This window comes from Gramella sp. AN32, assembly GCF_023718305.1.
In the GTDB taxonomy this organism is placed as follows: domain Bacteria; phylum Bacteroidota; class Bacteroidia; order Flavobacteriales; family Flavobacteriaceae; genus Christiangramia; species Christiangramia antarctica.
In genome coordinates, this window is the sequence record NZ_QEYO01000004.1 from 1 (window position 1) to 17,410 (window position 17,410).

General features: G+C 38.7%; 16 protein-coding genes. 7 read left to right on the forward strand and 9 right to left on the reverse strand.

All coding sequences use genetic code 11. From position 1 onward, the window contains the following. Nucleotides 1-120: 120 nt before the first annotated feature. On the reverse strand, nucleotides 121-435 hold the full coding sequence (locus tag DHD80_RS06080) for a hypothetical protein (RefSeq protein ID WP_251740263.1): 315 nt from the start codon (nucleotides 433-435) through the stop codon (nucleotides 121-123). A gap of 64 nt (nucleotides 436-499) precedes the next feature. On the opposite strand from DHD80_RS06080, the gene panB reads away from it, so the two are divergent. The 3 genes from panB to DHD80_RS06095 all read left to right on the forward strand — a co-directional run bounded on the left by panB (nucleotide 500) and on the right by DHD80_RS06095 (nucleotide 3,026). Continuing rightward, a complete protein-coding gene (panB, locus tag DHD80_RS06085; RefSeq protein ID WP_251740264.1) occupies nucleotides 500-1,318 on the forward strand; it encodes a 3-methyl-2-oxobutanoate hydroxymethyltransferase in 819 nt (272 codons plus the stop codon). 111 nt (nucleotides 1,319-1,429) lie between these two features. After that, nucleotides 1,430-2,134, forward strand: coding sequence for an RluA family pseudouridine synthase (locus tag DHD80_RS06090; RefSeq protein ID WP_251740265.1), 705 nt, complete (start codon nucleotides 1,430-1,432; stop codon nucleotides 2,132-2,134). Between the two features lie 49 nt (nucleotides 2,135-2,183). Continuing rightward, nucleotides 2,184-3,026 carry a neutral zinc metallopeptidase gene (locus DHD80_RS06095; protein WP_251740266.1) on the forward strand — a complete coding sequence of 281 codons (843 nt, stop codon included), beginning with the start codon at nucleotides 2,184-2,186 and terminating at the stop codon, nucleotides 3,024-3,026. A gap of 100 nt (nucleotides 3,027-3,126) precedes the next feature. Here the strand turns inward: DHD80_RS06095 and DHD80_RS06100 are convergent, their stop codons facing one another. After that, the gene (locus tag DHD80_RS06100; protein ID WP_251740267.1) at nucleotides 3,127-3,996 is read right to left on the reverse strand and encodes a DMT family transporter; all 870 of its coding nucleotides are present in this window, start codon (nucleotides 3,994-3,996) and stop codon (nucleotides 3,127-3,129) included. 11 nt (nucleotides 3,997-4,007) lie between these two features. Beyond that, nucleotides 4,008-5,552 carry a hypothetical protein gene (locus DHD80_RS06105; protein WP_251740268.1) on the reverse strand — a complete coding sequence of 515 codons (1,545 nt, stop codon included), beginning with the start codon at nucleotides 5,550-5,552 and terminating at the stop codon, nucleotides 4,008-4,010. 148 nt (nucleotides 5,553-5,700) lie between these two features. On the opposite strand from DHD80_RS06105, the gene DHD80_RS06110 reads away from it, so the two are divergent. The 4 genes from DHD80_RS06110 to leuB are packed head-to-tail and all read left to right on the forward strand — an operon-like array spanning nucleotide 5,701 to nucleotide 9,998. After that, complete coding sequence (locus tag DHD80_RS06110) at nucleotides 5,701-6,873, forward strand: 2-isopropylmalate synthase (protein ID WP_251740269.1); 1,173 nt, start codon at nucleotides 5,701-5,703, stop codon at nucleotides 6,871-6,873. Nucleotides 6,874-6,878: 5 nt separating this feature from the next. Beyond that, entirely contained in the window at nucleotides 6,879-8,261 is a 1,383-nt protein-coding gene (leuC, locus tag DHD80_RS06115; RefSeq protein WP_251740270.1) for a 3-isopropylmalate dehydratase large subunit, read from the forward strand. Beyond that, a complete protein-coding gene (gene leuD / locus DHD80_RS06120; protein WP_251740271.1) occupies nucleotides 8,261-8,881 on the forward strand; it encodes a 3-isopropylmalate dehydratase small subunit in 621 nt (206 codons plus the stop codon). The genes leuC and leuD overlap by 1 nt, the downstream gene beginning before the upstream one ends. Before the next feature lies 1 nt (nucleotide 8,882). Beyond that, nucleotides 8,883-9,998 (forward strand): 3-isopropylmalate dehydrogenase, encoded by a 1,116-nt coding sequence (leuB, locus tag DHD80_RS06125; RefSeq protein ID WP_251740272.1) that lies wholly within the window; start codon nucleotides 8,883-8,885, stop codon nucleotides 9,996-9,998. A 438-nt stretch (nucleotides 9,999-10,436) separates the two neighbouring features. Here leuB and argH read toward each other — a convergent pair whose 3' ends face one another. From argH to proC, 6 genes are all read right to left on the reverse strand, one after another. Next, nucleotides 10,437-11,720 (reverse strand): argininosuccinate lyase, encoded by a 1,284-nt coding sequence (argH, locus tag DHD80_RS06130; protein ID WP_251740273.1) that lies wholly within the window; start codon nucleotides 11,718-11,720, stop codon nucleotides 10,437-10,439. A 427-nt stretch (nucleotides 11,721-12,147) separates the two neighbouring features. Beyond that, nucleotides 12,148-13,215: a M20 family metallo-hydrolase gene (locus tag DHD80_RS06135; protein ID WP_251740274.1), complete on the reverse strand. Its 1,068-nt coding sequence runs from the start codon at nucleotides 13,213-13,215 to the stop codon at nucleotides 12,148-12,150. Continuing rightward, nucleotides 13,215-13,991, reverse strand: coding sequence for an acetylglutamate kinase (gene argB, locus DHD80_RS06140; protein ID WP_251740275.1), 777 nt, complete (start codon nucleotides 13,989-13,991; stop codon nucleotides 13,215-13,217). The genes DHD80_RS06135 and argB overlap by 1 nt, the downstream gene beginning before the upstream one ends. Nucleotides 13,992-14,278: 287 nt before the next feature. Continuing rightward, entirely contained in the window at nucleotides 14,279-15,223 is a 945-nt protein-coding gene (locus DHD80_RS06145; protein WP_251740276.1) for an N-acetylornithine carbamoyltransferase, read from the reverse strand. Nucleotides 15,224-15,374: 151 nt separating this feature from the next. Continuing rightward, nucleotides 15,375-16,511 carry an aspartate aminotransferase family protein gene (locus DHD80_RS06150; RefSeq protein WP_251740277.1) on the reverse strand — a complete coding sequence of 379 codons (1,137 nt, stop codon included), beginning with the start codon at nucleotides 16,509-16,511 and terminating at the stop codon, nucleotides 15,375-15,377. Nucleotides 16,512-16,514: 3 nt separating this feature from the next. Beyond that, on the reverse strand, nucleotides 16,515-17,309 hold the full coding sequence (gene proC, locus DHD80_RS06155) for a pyrroline-5-carboxylate reductase (RefSeq protein ID WP_251740278.1): 795 nt from the start codon (nucleotides 17,307-17,309) through the stop codon (nucleotides 16,515-16,517). Nucleotides 17,310-17,410 lie beyond the last annotated feature (101 nt).

Consider the following 17,410-nt stretch of genomic DNA (forward strand, 5'->3'; position numbering starts at 1 on the left):
GACCAAAAGCGCAAATTAAAAATCGTAACCAGACTCAAAAAAAATATTGCTAAATTGGAACTCAAACCAGAAGATTTGGGGTTTTTACCAGGTTTAATACAAAACAACATTTGACGTTAGTCAGAATCCATTTTCTTCAACGTTGTAACCTGCTATCCTTTCTTCAAAACTAGCTTCCGCAGGAATAGATGCGATAGATTTTACCAAACCTCCGTAAGTTTCCTTTTTTACAGAGGTTTCACCATTCGGCCTTTTACTTACAGACAAAAGTGGTGTATCCTGTGCGGAAAATTTATATAGTGCTAGGGTGTCTTGTTTATGAAAAGCTTCAAACATATCTTTAACCAATTGTTCAGGAGTATTTTGCTTTTCTGAAGTTTGAGAATTCATACTTATAGAAACAATTAATATTAGGAAGAATAGTGATTTTTTCATTGTTTTGAAGGTTTGATGGTGGTTTACTAATTTACTACTTTTACCCCAACTAAAAATTCAGAAAATGTCCCTTGCGAAAAAAGAATACAAAAGGATCACCGTGAAATCGCTCGTGGAGATGAAAACGAACGGAGAGAAGATCGCGATGCTTACGGCCTATGATTTTTCGATGGCAAAAATTGTAGATGAGGCAGGAATTGATGTGATTTTAGTTGGTGATAGTGCCAGTAATGTCATGGCAGGACATGAAACAACGCTTCCCATCACCCTCGATCAAATGATTTATCATGCTTCGGGAGTAGTTCGTGCAATAAAAAGATCCCTGGTTGTTGTAGATCTCCCCTTCGGAAGTTATCAAAGTGATCCAAAAGAAGCCCTCCGCTCTGCCATCAGGATCATGAAAGAAAGTGGTGCGCATGCGGTAAAACTGGAAGGCGGTAAAGAAGTAAAGGAATCTATCAAAAGGATCCTTCATGCAGGAATTCCTGTTATGGGACATTTAGGACTAACCCCGCAATCTATTTATAAATTCGGAACCTATACCGTAAGGGCTAAAGAAGAAGAGGAAGCTGAAAAATTAAAATCTGATGCTAAGATGTTGGAAAAAATGGGTTGTTTTGCCGTAGTTCTGGAAAAAGTTCCGGCGAAATTAGCCAAAGAAGTTGCTGAAAGTATTAGCATCCCCGTAATTGGGATTGGTGCAGGAAATGGAGTTGATGGGCAGGTTCTCGTAGTTCACGATATGTTGGGGATGACCTACGAATTTAACCCAAGATTTTTAAGACGCTACGCCGACCTTTATACAGAAATGACCAGGGCATTTGAACATTATCGCGATGATGTAAAAAGCAAAGATTTCCCTTCAGACCAGGAACAATATTAAGTTAGAAGTTAGAAGTTAGAAGTTAGAAGTTAGAAGTTAGAAGTTAGAAAGGTTGGAAATTTGAATTCCTATTTAGTTTAATTCAACGCAAATTCTAAAAACTTATCAAAATTGAATTCAGAAAAAATACATTCCAACGAAGATAATCTTAATGTTCTTTACGAAGACAATCACATTATTGTGGTGAATAAACGTCCGGGAGATATCGTACAGGGCGATAAGACTGGGGATAAACCTTTAAGCGATGTTGTAAAATCATATCTTAAAGAAAAATATAATAAACCCGGGAATGTCTATCTGGGAGTAGTGCATCGTTTGGACCGCCCAACTAGCGGAATTGTTCTATTTTCTAAAACCTCCAAAGCGCTACCAAGATTAAATAAATTATTTAAAGACAAGGATGCGAAGAAAACCTATTGGGCTGTCGTAAAAAATCCCCCTCCAAAAGAACAGGATGAACTCATTCATTATATGAAAAGAAATCCCAAGCAAAATAAATCTTACGCAAACATAAAAGAAGTTCCGGAAAGCAAAAAAGCAATTTTGGAGTATCGAACCTTGAAAAAACTGGATAATTATTACTTGCTCGAAATCGATCTCCATACAGGAAGACATCATCAAATCAGAAGTCAGTTATCGGCCATTGGCTCCCCTATAAAAGGTGACCTGAAATACGGTTTTGATCGCAGTAATAAAGATGCTGGTATTCATTTACATGCACGAGAACTGGAATTTCTCCATCCGGTAAAAAAAGAAAAGATCCATATTATTGCCCCTCCCCCAAAAGATCCCATCTGGGATGCAATTATGAAATAATTAAAGCTTCGTAATCCTTAAAATTATTACTTAAAAAAAAAATTGAGGTATGAAATGGCGAGGCAGAAGACAAAGTGATAATGTTGAAGATCGTAGGGGTTCGTCAGGAAAAGGCAAAATCTTAGCCGGTGGTGGAATTATTGGGGTGATTTTCGTGATCGCACAGTTTATTATGAGCGACGGTGATGTTTCAGTTTTAAACCAGCTGGAAGGTGCCGGAGGAACCACTGAAAGCCGGGAACTTACTGCTGAAGAGAAAGAACTGGGCGAATATACGGCCACGTTGCTGGCAGATACTGAAGATATCTGGAGCGAGATCTTTCAGGAAAATGGCATGCAATATCGCAAGCCCGGTTTGGTACTGTTTACAGATGCTGTACAAACTGCCTGTGGTGGGGCTTCAGCTGCCAGCGGACCTTTTTACTGTCCCGGAGATCAAAAACTATATATGGACCTCAGTTTTTTTGAAGAACTACGTCAAAGGTTTGGGGCTAAGGGAGGTGATTTTGCCATCGCTTATGTCATGGCGCACGAAGTGGGGCACCACGTTCAGAATTTATTAGGAACGGCTGGAAAAGTTCGAAATTTACAACAACAGGGGAATCAGTCGGAAGCCAATGAACTCTCTGTTGCTTTAGAATTACAGGCCGATTTCTATGCCGGGGTTTGGACGAATCACAACAGTGAATATTTAAGTGAAGGTGATATTGAAGAAGCCTTGAGCGCTGCAAATGCGGTTGGGGATGATGCCATCCAAAAACGAACCAGCGGTAGGGTAAATCCTGATTCCTTTACACATGGAACTTCAGCACAGCGTAGAAACTGGTTTATGAAAGGTTATAAATCTGGAGATATTCAGCAGGGAGATACCTTTAGCCAAATCCTCAATTAATTTTTTATTAAGGGGATTAAAATGTAAATCCACATTTATAATTTTTCTGAAAAGATCACAAGCAATAAGCCAAAAATAGGTGCTTGGAGTAGTTTGATATTTAGGTTTTTTTTAATCCTACAAAACTTTCAATCAATACCGCACTTAAAATTAAAGCACCGCCAATCATTACTTTTGGCGATGGAATTTCATTGAGAAAAATCACCGCCAGGATTATTCCGTAAATGGGCTGGACGCTACTCATAATACTTGCTGTGGTGATGCTGAAATTTTTAAAACTCCTCACAAACATGGTGTGCCCAATACAGGTAGTTAAAACTGCCAAAATTAACAAAGGTTTCCATTGCATGGCCACTTCAGAAAAATTACTGAAAAATATCATGGGAGAAAGGCAAATACAAATGACCAATATTTGATAAAACATCAGCGAAGAACTGCTGTATTTTCCCAACTGTTTTTTCATTAAAATATTCCGAAGTGAATAAAAAATTGCGGAAATAATTCCGAAGATGACCGCTATAAAATATTTATTCTTAAAATCGATTTCGGGACTTAGAAAATAAACACCTGTGATGACCAATACTCCCAATAAAAGATGAATTTTATTAAAATTGGATTTTAAAAAAACAGGTTCCAGAAAAGCTGTAATTACCGGATAGGTGAAAATTGAAAGTATGGCGATCGCCACGGTGGAGTACTGCAAAGAAAAAAAATAAGTGACCCAGTGTATGCCCATTAAAACTCCGCCAAGAATCGTCAAAAATTTATCCCTCGGCGTTTTTAATTTCAGGTCAATTTTCTTCCATTTACAATAAGCGTAAAAAATCACTACGGCCAGAAGAGTTCTGTAAAAAATGGTGACAATAGGATAGAGCGCAATATACCTTCCTAAAACCCCGGAAGTACTAATAAATAGAACCGCAATATTTAGCTGAAGAATGTTAAGAAAGTACTGTTTATTTTGGGACAAATTAGGGCAGTTTATCTGGCGAGTTCCTTAGATTTTTCCTGAATAATCACTTTCACGGGTCGGTTTTCGATATTACTTTCCAACCAGGAAATAATATCTAAATATAAAAATGCCCGTTTTTCAAAAGGATGATCTTCAAATTTCTTTAAGGTGGAATGCAGTTTTTTGAATTCATCTTTGATTTCCAGCGGACTCACCTCGGGCAGCTTCCTTAAAAATTTGATCATTTCCTTTTGAACTTCATGCATATCGTTCATTTTGATCAAAAATTTATACGTACTCTTAATGAGCCGGTCCAAATGATAATCCAGTCCTGCTTCATAATGTGCCACAAGGTTCAGAATTCGGGAAAAACACATCAGGTCTTCCCGCATTTCCAGGCTTTTATTATTAATGATCTTCTTTAAAAACAAAATGCATTTTTTATTCTCGCCGTCGCCAAAATACAGGCACGCAATTTTATAATAGAAAACCATGACATGATGCTCATCGATACGATCTTTAAACTTATCGATCTTGGTCACGATCTTATCCACCAATTCATCAGCATCGCCAAAAGCGCCTTTCATAAACCGCAAATTGAGTTTATTGGAGTAGACATATAAAAATGACAAGGCTGAAATATTATCATCATGCGGAATTTTAGATTCCCTTAAAGAATCTTCCAGCTGTTTTAAAGTTTCTTCAAAAAGCTGCGTATGGTTAAGATAAAACAGGGATTCCAGTAAATAATGGCTGCCCTTTAAAAAAGAAACCGGATGGATAGGGATTAAATGTGGATATTCCTGAAAAAGATCCTTCCATTTCATGGAATATCGATAACAACCCAAAAAATCCTGGGTTAAGAAACTATACCATAAATGCGCTTTATACAGCCACAATCTTTCACGAAATCCTAATATTTTATACTCATATTCAGGTAACTGTTTCTGAAAATAATCCTTAATATCATCGGCTTCCTCTTTAGTTCGACAATATCCAAGCTTTAAGAAAATGGAATATAATTCCAGGGATAAATTGGAAAGTTTACTGGACAAAACATTTAACTGGATAAGCTCTTTAGTCTGGCTAATGAGGGTTTCCGCCCTATTGCTCATACTTCGGGTGATATATTGCGATTCTATAATTTTTTCCAGCTCCAAAATTTCAAAAGCAACATTCTTTTCTTCATAGTTTAAAGCCAGGCTTTTCACCTTATCTAAAATTTTCAGGCTTTGTTGATAAAGGCCTTTGTGATAAAGTATATAAGCAAAATCTAATTGCTCCCGTATCAAAACCGGAATATTTTGATGTGCCGGATTTAGCCGAAGTGAAATTAAAAGTTGTTTATAAAGATGTGTTTTTACATTGGATAGCTGCAGTTTGCTAATTTTGGTTTTCGCCAGGATTTCCTCCTCATCATACTTTTTTTGGCGCAACATTACCTTATATAAATTCAGGAATTTAGAATCTGAATTTACTCCCACTCTCCCCACATAAAGCGAAAATTGCCGTTTTTCTGAAGCTGAAAGTGATTTAATTAAAGAAAACAAGTTTTCGGTTAAGTCATTGGTCATTGTAAATGAATAATTTATAAGTAGCTGTAAATAAAGTATTTACAATCTAATTAAACCAGTCCCAGTATCGTAACATATTTCAGTTCACCATACTCGGAGTATAGTCTTTCCTATACATTAGATAAAGATAAAGCAAAATAAAACTCTTATGAGTACAGATAAGGTACAAATTTTCGATACTACTTTGAGGGATGGTGAGCAGGTTCCCGGCTGCAAGTTGAATACAAGACAAAAATTGAAAATTGCCCAAAGACTCGATGAACTTGGTGTTGACGTGATTGAAGCAGGTTTTCCTGTTTCCAGTCCCGGCGATTTTAATTCTGTAACAGAAATTTCAAAACTTGTTCGGAATGCCAGTGTTTGTGGACTCACCCGTGCCGTTAAAAAAGATATCGAAGTTGCTGCTGAAGCCTTGAAATATGCACGCAAACCCAGAATACATACCGGAATAGGAACTTCAGATTCTCATATAAAATATAAATTCAATTCCAACAGATCGGCGATCATCGATCGGGCGGCAGAAGCTGTAGCCTATGCCAAAACATTTGTTGATGATGTTGAATTTTATGCCGAAGACGCCGGCCGTACTGAAAATGAATTTTTAGCCAAGATTTGTGCTGAAGCTGTAAAGGCAGGAGCCACAGTCCTTAATATTCCTGACACTACCGGATACTGTCTTCCGGAGGAATATGGTAAGAAAATTAAATATCTGAAAGATCATGTGCCGGGTATTGAAAATGTTATTATTTCATGTCACTGCCATAATGATCTGGGACTTGCAACCGCAAACGCGATCGCAGGGGTCACCAATGGCGCAAGGCAAATAGAATGTACAATTAATGGAATAGGCGAAAGAGCAGGAAATACGGCCCTAGAAGAAGTCGTCATGATCTTAAGGCAGCACCCTTCTTTGAACTTGAATACCGATATAAATCCTCGTTTATTATTTGACACCAGCAATATGGTCGCCCGAGAAATGGGCATGATGGTGCAACCAAATAAGGCGATCGTTGGCGCCAATGCCTTTGCGCACAGTTCAGGCATTCACCAGGACGGTGTCATCAAGAATAGGGAAACATACGAAATCATAGATCCAGCCGATGTCGGGGTAACCGAATCGGCTATTGTTTTAACTGCCCGAAGCGGAAGAGCTGCCTTAGCTTATAAGGCCAAAAAATTGGGCTATGAATTAACCAAACTGGAACTTGACTCAGTTTATATCGAATTTTTAAGTTTTGCAGATGCAAAAAAACAGGTTTTAGATCACGATGTTCACCAGATCATGGAACTTTATCGTAAAAATACCCGTGCAATCGCTTAATTTTTATGAAGAAAACTTTATTTGATAAAATATGGGACGCCCATATTGTGGAAAGTATACCTAACGGACCGGATATTTTGTATATCGATAAACATCTGATACACGAAGTTACCAGTCCGCAGGCATTTAATGAATTAAAAGAAAGGGACGTTCCGGTTTTTAGGCCTGATAAGATCGTGGCTACGGCTGATCATAACACTCCTACGGAAAATCAGCATTTACCGGTCAAGGATTTGCTGTCCAGAAAACAGTTAAAAGAACTAACCCAAAATTGTGAAGAAAATAATATCACGCTGTATGGTTTAGGTCATCCTTATAATGGGATTGTGCATGTAATGGCTCCGGAATTGGGGATTACCCAACCGGGAATGACCATTGTTTGCGGGGATAGCCACACCTCTACACATGGTGCCTTTGGAACCATTGCTTTTGGGATTGGTACCAGCCAGGTTACCCAGGTTTTTGCCAGCCAATGTCTATTAGTCGAGAAACCAAAAAAACTCCGGGTTAACGTAAACGGAAAACTAAAAAAAGGAGTTTTGCCAAAAGATGTGATCCTATATATTATCAGCAAATTGGGAACTAATTCAGGGACTGGTTACTTCTGTGAATATGCCGGGAATGTTTTTGAAGAAATGTCTATGGAAGGCCGAATGACCGTTTGCAATATGAGTATTGAAATGGGCGCGCGTGGCGGACTGATAGCTCCCGATGAGACTACCTTTGAATATGTAAAGGATAGGGAATTTGCTCCTAAAGGAGAAGAATTCGAAAGATTAAAAGCACATTGGAAAACATTAAAAACCGATGATGATGCGAAGTTCGATCAGGAATATGAATTTGAAGCTGAAGATATTGAACCCATGATCACCTACGGAACAAATCCGGGAATGGGGATCAAGATCACCGGAATGATTCCGCTGGAAGGAAATAAAAGCGATGCCAAGGCATTACATTATATGAATTTTAAGCCAGGAGAAATTCTTCTGGAAAAACCTATCAACTATATTTTTATAGGCAGTTGTACCAATTCAAGGATTGAAGATTTTAGGGTTGCCGCTTCCTACATCAAAGGAAAACAAAAGGCTAAAAACGTAAATGCCTTGATTGTTCCCGGTTCACAACAGGTTGCAGTCCAGATCAAAAAAGAAGGTTTAGATAAAATATTCGAAGAGGCAGGTTTTACTTTGCGCCAACCCGGATGTTCCGCTTGTTTGGCCATGAACGATGATAAAATTCCTGAAGGTGAATATTGTGTTTCCACAAGCAACCGAAATTTCGAAGGAAGACAGGGGCCCGGATCGCGAACTATTTTGGCAAGTCCGTTAACCGCTGCTGCGGTGGCCATTGCCGGAAAAATTACAGATTTCACCAAACAACTGAACTAATGGAAAAATTTACAACACTTACAGCTACTGCGGTTCCATTAGATTCAGAAAATGTGGATACCGATCAGATCATTCCGGCGAGATTTTTAAAAGCTACGGATAAGGCTGGTTTTGGAGATAATTTGTTTCGGGATTGGAGATATGATAAAACTGGCGAACCAAACAAAGATTTTGTTTTAAACGATCCAACATATAAAGGTTCAATTCTGGTTGCGGGAAATAATTTTGGTTGTGGTTCCAGCAGGGAACACGCAGCCTGGGCATTAAAAGCTTATGGTTTTAAAGTAGTTATTTCCAGTTATTTTGCTGATATTTTTAAAGGTAATGCCTTAAACAACGGACTTCTTCCGGTGCAGGTAAGCCCAGATTATTTATATAAATTATTTACCGCCATTACCGCGAACCCTTCCGAAGAAATTAAGATTGATCTTGAAAATCAACTGGTTTCAATCAATTCTTCCGGAGAATCAGAAAAATTTGAAATTGATACCTACAAGAAAACCTGTTTGATCAATGGATATGACGATATAGATTTCCTCACCAGTAAATTGGAAAGGATTAAGGAATACGAACAAAAAAGATCTGTTTCAGAAAAGGAAATGGACAAAATCGCAAATTAAAATGAAGTTTACTATAGCAGTTCTACCCGGTGACGGGATAGGCCCTGAGATCACACAGCAATCAGTAAAAGTATTGAAAGCAATAGCCGAGAGGTTTGAGCATGAGTTCAAGTTTGAAGAAGCCTTGGTAGGCGCGGCAGCAATGGATTTATTTGAAACTCCTTTGCCCGATTCTACCCTTAAAATTTGTAAGAATTCTGATGCTGTGTTGTTCGGGGCGATTGGCGATCCCAAATATGACAACGATCCTTCCGCTAAAGTTAGACCAGAGCAGGGCTTACTTAAACTTAGAAAAGAATTAGGCTTATTTGCCAATATAAGACCGGTAAAAGCTTACGATAAGCTTATCAATAAATCCCCTTTAAAAGCTGAAAACATTCAGGGTGCCAATATGGTAATTTTCCGGGAGTTGACCGGCGGAATCTATTTTGGTGAAAAAAGTACCTCAGAAGACGGAAAATCAGCATCAGACCTTTGTACCTATTCCGTAGAAGAAATTGAACGTATTGCGCACCTGGCTTTCCAGGCGGCTCAAAAAAGAAGTAAAAAGTTGACCCTTGTAGACAAAGCAAATGTTTTGGAAACTTCCAGATTATGGAGAAAAACAGTGACCAGTCTTGCAAAAAAATATGAGGATGTAACACTGGATTTCCTATTTATCGACAATGCAGCAATGCAGATGATCCTTAACCCTAAACAGTTTGATGTAATCCTTACTGAAAATATGTTTGGCGATATCCTTTCAGATGAAGCCAGCGTTATTGGCGGCAGTATTGGTTTGTTGGAATCGGCTTCCATTGGAAATAAATACTCGATGTTCGAGCCCATTCACGGTTCCTATCCACAGGCAAAAGGAAAGGGGATTGCCAATCCCGTAGCTTCCATACTTTCAGCAGCGATGATGCTGGATCATTTTGGCCTGACTGAAGAAGCAAAACTGGTGAGAAATGCAGTGGAAATAAGCATTCAGCTAAACGTTTGTACTAAAGATATTAATAATGATAATCACTATTCTACCGAGAAAGTTGGTGACTTTTTAGAAAGTGTGATTAGTGATATTGATGATCTGCCCATTAATGATGAGAATCTTAATTTAGGACAGATGACCATTATTTAAATGTTCTGTTTATGTGTAGTGACCTCCTGATTATCTTCGGATTTTCGGGAGGTTTTTTATTCAGTATAAACCCTTAAATAATCCTCCTCATAATTAATACGTCACCGCGAAGGAATACAATGACTAAAGCAGTCTTACGAAAGAGATTGCTTCGCTTTGCTCGCAATGACAGTCGTTTATCATTCAGAACGGAGCAATAACGGGGTGAAGAAGCGCTTCGAAAAAAATAATTCTACTCATAATTAATTAATTTCATCGGATAATTCAAAGGAACGTCACTGTGAAGGAATACAATGACTGAAGCAGTCTTACCAAAGAGATTGCTTCGCTTTGCTCGCAATGACGCTTATCATGAGTATGATACATTGATACATTGCTTTATTGCTACATTAACAGTGCTACATTTCCAAATTAACCCATCCTCAAATTCTCAAATCATTACCTGGTTACATTCATCAACTTATCCCTGATCTTATCCAAAGCCAGATGATCCTTGCTCCCCAAATGTGTATGCTTCTTATCGGCCGTAGGCTTATAGGTATTATTCTGCACCTGTCCGCCAATTTCCTGATAGGCTTCGCGGAAAGATTTCCCCTGCATGACCAGATCATTAATACTATCTACGGTGAATAGATATTTATACTTTTCATCATTCAAATCCACATCTTTTACCTGGATTTGCTGAATGGAATGACTGAAAATATCCAAAATTTCCTTGATACTTTCTACCGCGTAAATACTGTTCTCTTTGATAAGTTGAAAATCCCGATGGTAACCACTAGGTAAATTATTGGTGATCAAAATCATTTCATTGGCGATCGCCTGGAGTTTATTGCACTTGCCCCGAATCAATTCAAAAACATCGGGATTTTTCTTATGTGGCATGATACTCGAACCGGTGGTAAGCTCATCCGGAAAAGTAATGAAATCAAAATTCTGACTCATATAAAGGCAAATATCCATCGCAAAACGGGCTAGTGTGTTGGAAAGTGAGGCAATATTGGAAGTTACCGTACGTTCACATTTTCCCCGACTCATTTGCGCGGCAACCACATTATACTTCATTTCTGAAAAACCCAATTCTTTAGTGGTAAATTCACGATCTATGGGGAATGAGGAACCATATCCCGCGGCAGAACCCAGCGGATTCTGATCTACGACTTTTAATCCGGCATCCAGCAAATACAAATCATCGATTAATAATTCAGCATAAGCTGAAAACCATAAGCCAAACGACGAAGGCATTGCTACCTGCAAATGCGTATAACCGGGTAAAAGTTTATCTTGATATTTTTCGGCAAGGCCCAAAAGAATTTCTATTAAAGACTTAGTCTTTGCTGAAATTTCCTGAAGGTTTTCTTTAAAATAAAGCTGTTGTGCTACCAGAACCTGATCGTTCCTGGAGCGGGCCGTATGTATTTTTTTTCCGGTATCGCCTAATTTTTGTGTAAGTTCATATTCGATTTTGGAATGTATATCTTCAAAGTCTGCCTCAATAAGGAAATTTCCATTTTCAAGATCGGTTTTCATATGTTCAAGTTCAGTTTGAATATCCTCTACTTCTTCCGCGGCAAGTATTCCTATTTTCCCCAACATTTTCGCGTGTGCTGCTGAAGCGATCAAATCATATTTTGCCAGAAACATATCCAGTTCCCTATCGTTTCCAACGGTAAATTTTTCAATTTGCTTATCTACAGAAATACCTTTTTCCCAGAGTTTCATAATATTTATTTTTTAGCGCCTCAAGCTGAAATTATTCCTGCTCTTTTTTTAGATCCTGAAACAAGTTCAGGATGACGATGAGGTTTTTATTTTGGTCATTCCAGAAGAGTCGGCAACTGAGGAAGCTCAGATTTTTCCCTTCGTTCGAAATGACCTTTTCCTTTCTTTGTTACCTTTAATATTAATTCTTCTTTTATATAAACCAAAACATTGGATGATTGTTTATTTTCAAATGAGCTCACCTTGAGCAAAATTGAAAGCTCTTTTCATAGGCTTAAAACAAGAATGTTTATATTGTTTCGTCATTCCGAAGGAGTTTACGAATGAAGAATCTCAGATTTCTCCCTTCGTTCGCAATGCCCGTTTACTTACACCCAATTTCTTTCCAACTTCTAACATCCAGTTTCCCGCTTCCAACTTCCACTTTTCACTTTATAGCTTTTTCCAACAATTTGATATATTTTTCTATCCCCTCCTCCACTTCTTTCACATAAATGAACTCATCGGCCGAATGCGATCTGGTGGAATCCCCGGGACCCAATTTAAGCGAAGGGCATTTTAGCATCGCCTGGTCTGAAAGTGTTGGCGAACCATAAGTTTTCATGCCCAGACTAATCCCTGCTTTTACCAACTCATGATCCAGGGGTATGGAAGATGAATTTAAACGTAACGATCTCGGTATGATTTCATCAACCGGGGCCTGTTTTTGTAAAATTTCATTTACTTCTTCATTCGTATAGCGGTCGTTTACCCTTACATCAATAACCAGATCCACATCTGCCGGCACTACGTTATGTTGGGTTCCTGCCTTTATCTGGGTCACTGTTAATTTCACTTCCCCCAGAATTTCGGAAAGCTTAGGGAATTTAAAATTTTCGAACCATTGCAAAGCTTTAGCTGATTTATAAATACAGTTATTATCGTTTGGGTGTGCGGCATGGGAAGGAGTTCCCACAACCTTCGCATCAAAAACCACTAAACCTTTTTCAGCGACTGCCAGATTCATCAGTGTAGGTTCTCCCACAATGGCCACATCAATATTGGGCATAATGGGGAGCATCATAGAAATTCCATCCTTGCCGTTAGTTTCTTCTTCTGCCGTTCCAGCAAAAATGATATTGTAGGTGAGATCTTCTGAATTATAGAAGTAGGTGAAAGTCGCCAGAAGGGAAACCAAACATCCCCCGGCATCGTTACTGCCCAAACCAAACAACTTTCCATCCAGAATTTCAGCTTTAAAAGGGTCGCGGGTATATCCTTTATTGGGTTTTACCGTATCGTGATGGGAGTTTAATAAAAGCGTGGGTTTAGCTTCATCGAAATATTTATTTTTCGCCCAAATATTATTTGAATCCCTTTCAAAATCGATATTATGATCATGCATCCAACCTTCAAGTAATGTTGCCGTTTGCTCTTCTTCTTCGGAAAAAGACTGCGTCATAATCAAATTTTCCAGAAGCTCAAGTGCCTGGTTCTGCAATTTTGAAATTTTCATTAAGCTATGATTTTTGTATGTTTCGACTTTTTCTGAAGCAATTCAGAATTTCCTAAAAAGATCCTTTCTACCCCATTTTCCAAAGCTTCAAAACAATTCTGCAATTTTGGCAACATCCCATCGGTGATCACTTTTTTCTCTATCAAATCTTTATATTTTCTTCGGTCTAAATTTTCTATAACAGATTCATCATCGTCCGCATTCGCCAGCACGCCTTTCTTTTCAAAACAATAGTATAATTCAGTTTCAAAATCGTGGCTTAAAGCACGGGCAATTTCCGAAGCGACAGAATCGGCATTTGTATTAAAAAGCTGCCCTTCCCCACCATAAGAAATCGCCGAAAAAACCGGAACGATCTTTTGCTCCAATAGCGACGAAATAAAGGCAGAATTAATTTTTACAATATCACCTACATACCCAAAGTCAACTTCTTTTACCGGTCTTTTTTTGGAAATTATACTATTTCCATCAGCACCACACAATCCAATGGCATTGCATTCTAAATGCTGAAGTTTCGCCACGATATTTTTGTTAATGAGGCCACCGTAAACCATAGTGATCACTTCCATGGAATTTTTATCTGTAATCCTGCGTCCGTCAAGCATCTTGGTTTCAAAACCCAGTTTTCCGGCAACTTCAGTGGCCATATTTCCGCCACCGTGCACAAGGATTTTCGCGCCTTTAAGTTTCACGAAATCATCCAGAAAAACAGATAGGTTTTGCTCATTTTCAATAAGCTTTCCTCCTATTTTTATAATTTTTAGTTTTTGTTGCATACGCACTTTTTTCTTATTCGCTATACTGAACATGTTTGACGCTGTTGATTTTTCGCTTTCAGTATCTATCCGGAAGCTGGATCAAGCTCAACCTGATGTATTAATCTAGTCATCCTGAACTTGTTTCAGGATCTCTTTAGAAGCTGAAACAAGTTCAGCTTGACGATCCTATCTGATAAAACCCAACATCAGTATTTATAGTTCTCAATTTTCCACATTTCGACTTCGCCTGCCTGCCGGCGAGGCAAGCTCAATGTGACAAAAATTCTACTTTTCACTTTCAAACTTTACAAACTTTCCAACAACCGCTTTAAAACTGCCTGTGCCGCAAAAGTCCTGTTATTGGCCTGTTGGAGTACAACCGAATGCTCACTGTCCAAAACCTCATCGGCAATCACCACATTTCTTCTCACCGGTAAACAATGCATTACTTTGGCATTATTGGTCATTTTTAATTTATCCCCATTAAAAGTCCAATTTTCTGAAACGTCAGGTTTGTTGCCATAATTTTCATAACTACTCCAGTTTTTTACATATACAAAATCGGCATCTTTTAATGCTTCTTCCTGATTGTGATAAATTTTGATATTTCCCGTAATCTTTGGATTAAGATCATAACCTTCCGGATTGGCAATTACCAGTTCAGCATCCGTTTTCTGAATAAATTCAGCAAAAGAATTGGGAACCGATTGTGGCAAGGCTTTGGGATGCGGAGCCCAGGTCAAAACCACTTTGGGGTTTTTACTTTTTTTCAATTCTGAAATCGTAATTGCATCGGTAAGTGCCTGTAAGGGGTGACCGGTTGCGCTTTCGAGATTTACCACGGGAACTGTTGCATATTTTTTGAAACTATTGATCACCAGTTCCATCTCATCTTTTTCACGATCTTTCAATTCCGGAAATGCCCGAACGGCTATGATATCACAATATTGAGATAAAACGCCCGCAGCTTCTTGAATGTGTTCAGCTTTATTGGAATCCATCACTGCGCCATCTTCAAATTCAAGCGCCCAACCGTCTTTATCGGCATTCATCACCATCACATCCATCCCGAGCAAACGCCCCGCCTTTTCAGTACTTAAGCGTGTACGCAGGCTCGGATTAAAAAACAACATTCCCAGGGTTTTTCCTTTTCCAAGAGTTGCAGCGTTATTATTTTTCTTCAGTTGAATCGCTTCTGAAATTAAGTCTTCCAGATTGTCTATGTCAGCTAAACTGATGTAATTTTTCATTTATTTCATTTTTGGAATTCTAAATTCGATTTAGGATCACTTGAGAAGCTGAAAAAAGTATAAGTCGAAAGTTTGTTTGATTTGTAATTTTCCCATTGGTCATGTGATTGCTTATCAGACCTCACAGGTTTTGAAAACCTGTGAGGTCTTTTTATTTACTATTATCCAACGCAATTTTCAATGCCCCAAAAAACATATCAAAATGCTCTTTTTTGATGTTCAATGGCGGTAAAATCCGTAAAAGCTGTTTATTGGAGGACGCCCCCGTAAACACTTTATGTTCAAAAAGCAACTCCTTCCGCAATGGGGTGATCTCAAAATCGAACTCAAGCCCAATCATTAATCCGCGGCCTTTAATTTTTTTTATTAGCGGAATATCGCCAGCTTTTTGTTTTACATATTCAAAAAGTTCCCTCGCGTTTTCGGCGAGATTTTCTTTTTCAATAGTGTTTAAAACCGCAATTCCCGCGGCACAGGCCAGATGATTTCCGCCGAAAGTGGTACCCAGCATTCCGAATTTTGCTTCAATCTTATGATCGATCAAAATTCCGCCTATGGGAAACCCATTTCCCATGCCTTTGGCCATGGAAATAATATCCGGCCTTATGCCATATTTTTGAAAAGCAAAAAAATCTCCCGTTCTCCCATAGCCAGACTGAACCTCATCGGCAATAAGCAAGGTGCCGGCTCGTTTGCACAATGTGGCCGACTTCTGATAAAATTCTGCACTGGCTTCATCGAGACCGCCCACCCCCTGGATCACTTCGTAAATCACTGCCGCTGCATCATTTTTGCTTAATTCAGCTTCAAGGGCTTCAATATCTCCAAAAGGCAATTTCACTACCTGATGGTCTTTATTGAAAGCAGCTTTAATCGACTCATTATCGGTCACTGCCACCACCCCGGAAGTCCTTCCGTGGAAAGCATTTTCGAAATATATTATTTTACTTCTTCCAGTCTTAAATGAGGCAACTTTTAGCGCATTTTCATTGGCCTCGGCGCCGGAATTACATAAAAAGAGACTATAATCCTTAACTCCTGAAACCTGTTCCAGCTTTTCCGCCAACTCCACCTGTAAAGGGTTTTTGATAGAATTAGAATAGAAACCAAGTTTCTGAACCTGATTGGTAATCGCTCTTACATATTCGGGATGTGAATGACCAATCGAGATTACCGCATGACCTCCATAGAGATCCAGGTATTTTTGCCCGTTTTCTTCAAAAACATAGCAGCCTTCCCCCCTAACCGGAGCAATATCATAAAGCGGATATACATCGAATAATTGCATGAGTTACTTTTCAGTTATGTTATTAATCTTTTTAAAAGATGCCTGGATTCCTTTTATTAAAGAAGAACTTAGGCCATTGTGCTCCATCTCATTTAAACCTTCAATGGTGCAGCCACGCGGGGTGGTTACTTTATCGATCTCTTCTTCCGGATGTTTGCCAGATTCTATTAACAAGCTGGCCGCACCTAAACAGGTCTGCATAGAGAGCTCCTGTGCCTCTTTTGCATCAAATCCCAGCTGTACGGCTCCCTGAGTTGTTGCGCGGATTAAACGCATCCAGAATGCGATTCCGCTGGCACAAATGACGGTAGCGGCCTGCATTTTATTTTCAGGAATGATAATACTGTGTCCAAGTCGATTAAAAATAGCTTCGGCAATGGCAATCCTTTTTTGGCCTTTTTCATTACTGCACAAACAGGTCATCGATTTTCCAACTGCTATCGCCGTATTTGGCATCGAACGAATGATAAACTGATCTTTCCCAACTACCGATTCAATTCTTTGAATTTTGAAACCGGTTACAGTAGAAATTAAAACATGCTTTTCAGTCAGTTCATTTTTAATTTCTTCCAGGATTCTTTCTAATTGGGTGGGCTGAACCGCAAAAATGAGAATATCAGAATTCTTTACTGCCTCTATATTATTTGAAGTTACCGAAACTTTGGAATATTCTTCATATTCTTTAATATCATCAGTCTTACGCTTGGTGAGGTAAAGTGTTGTAAACGCATTGCCAAAAATCAATCCTTTTGCAATTGATTTTCCCAGGTTCCCCGCACCAATTATGGCTATTTTCATGGTTCTATTTTTATTTTTTTGTCATTGCGAACAAGTTATCGCTCGTTTGGCAATCTCAATCCTTCAATTTTAACAGGGACTGCTTCGTTTCACTCACAGTG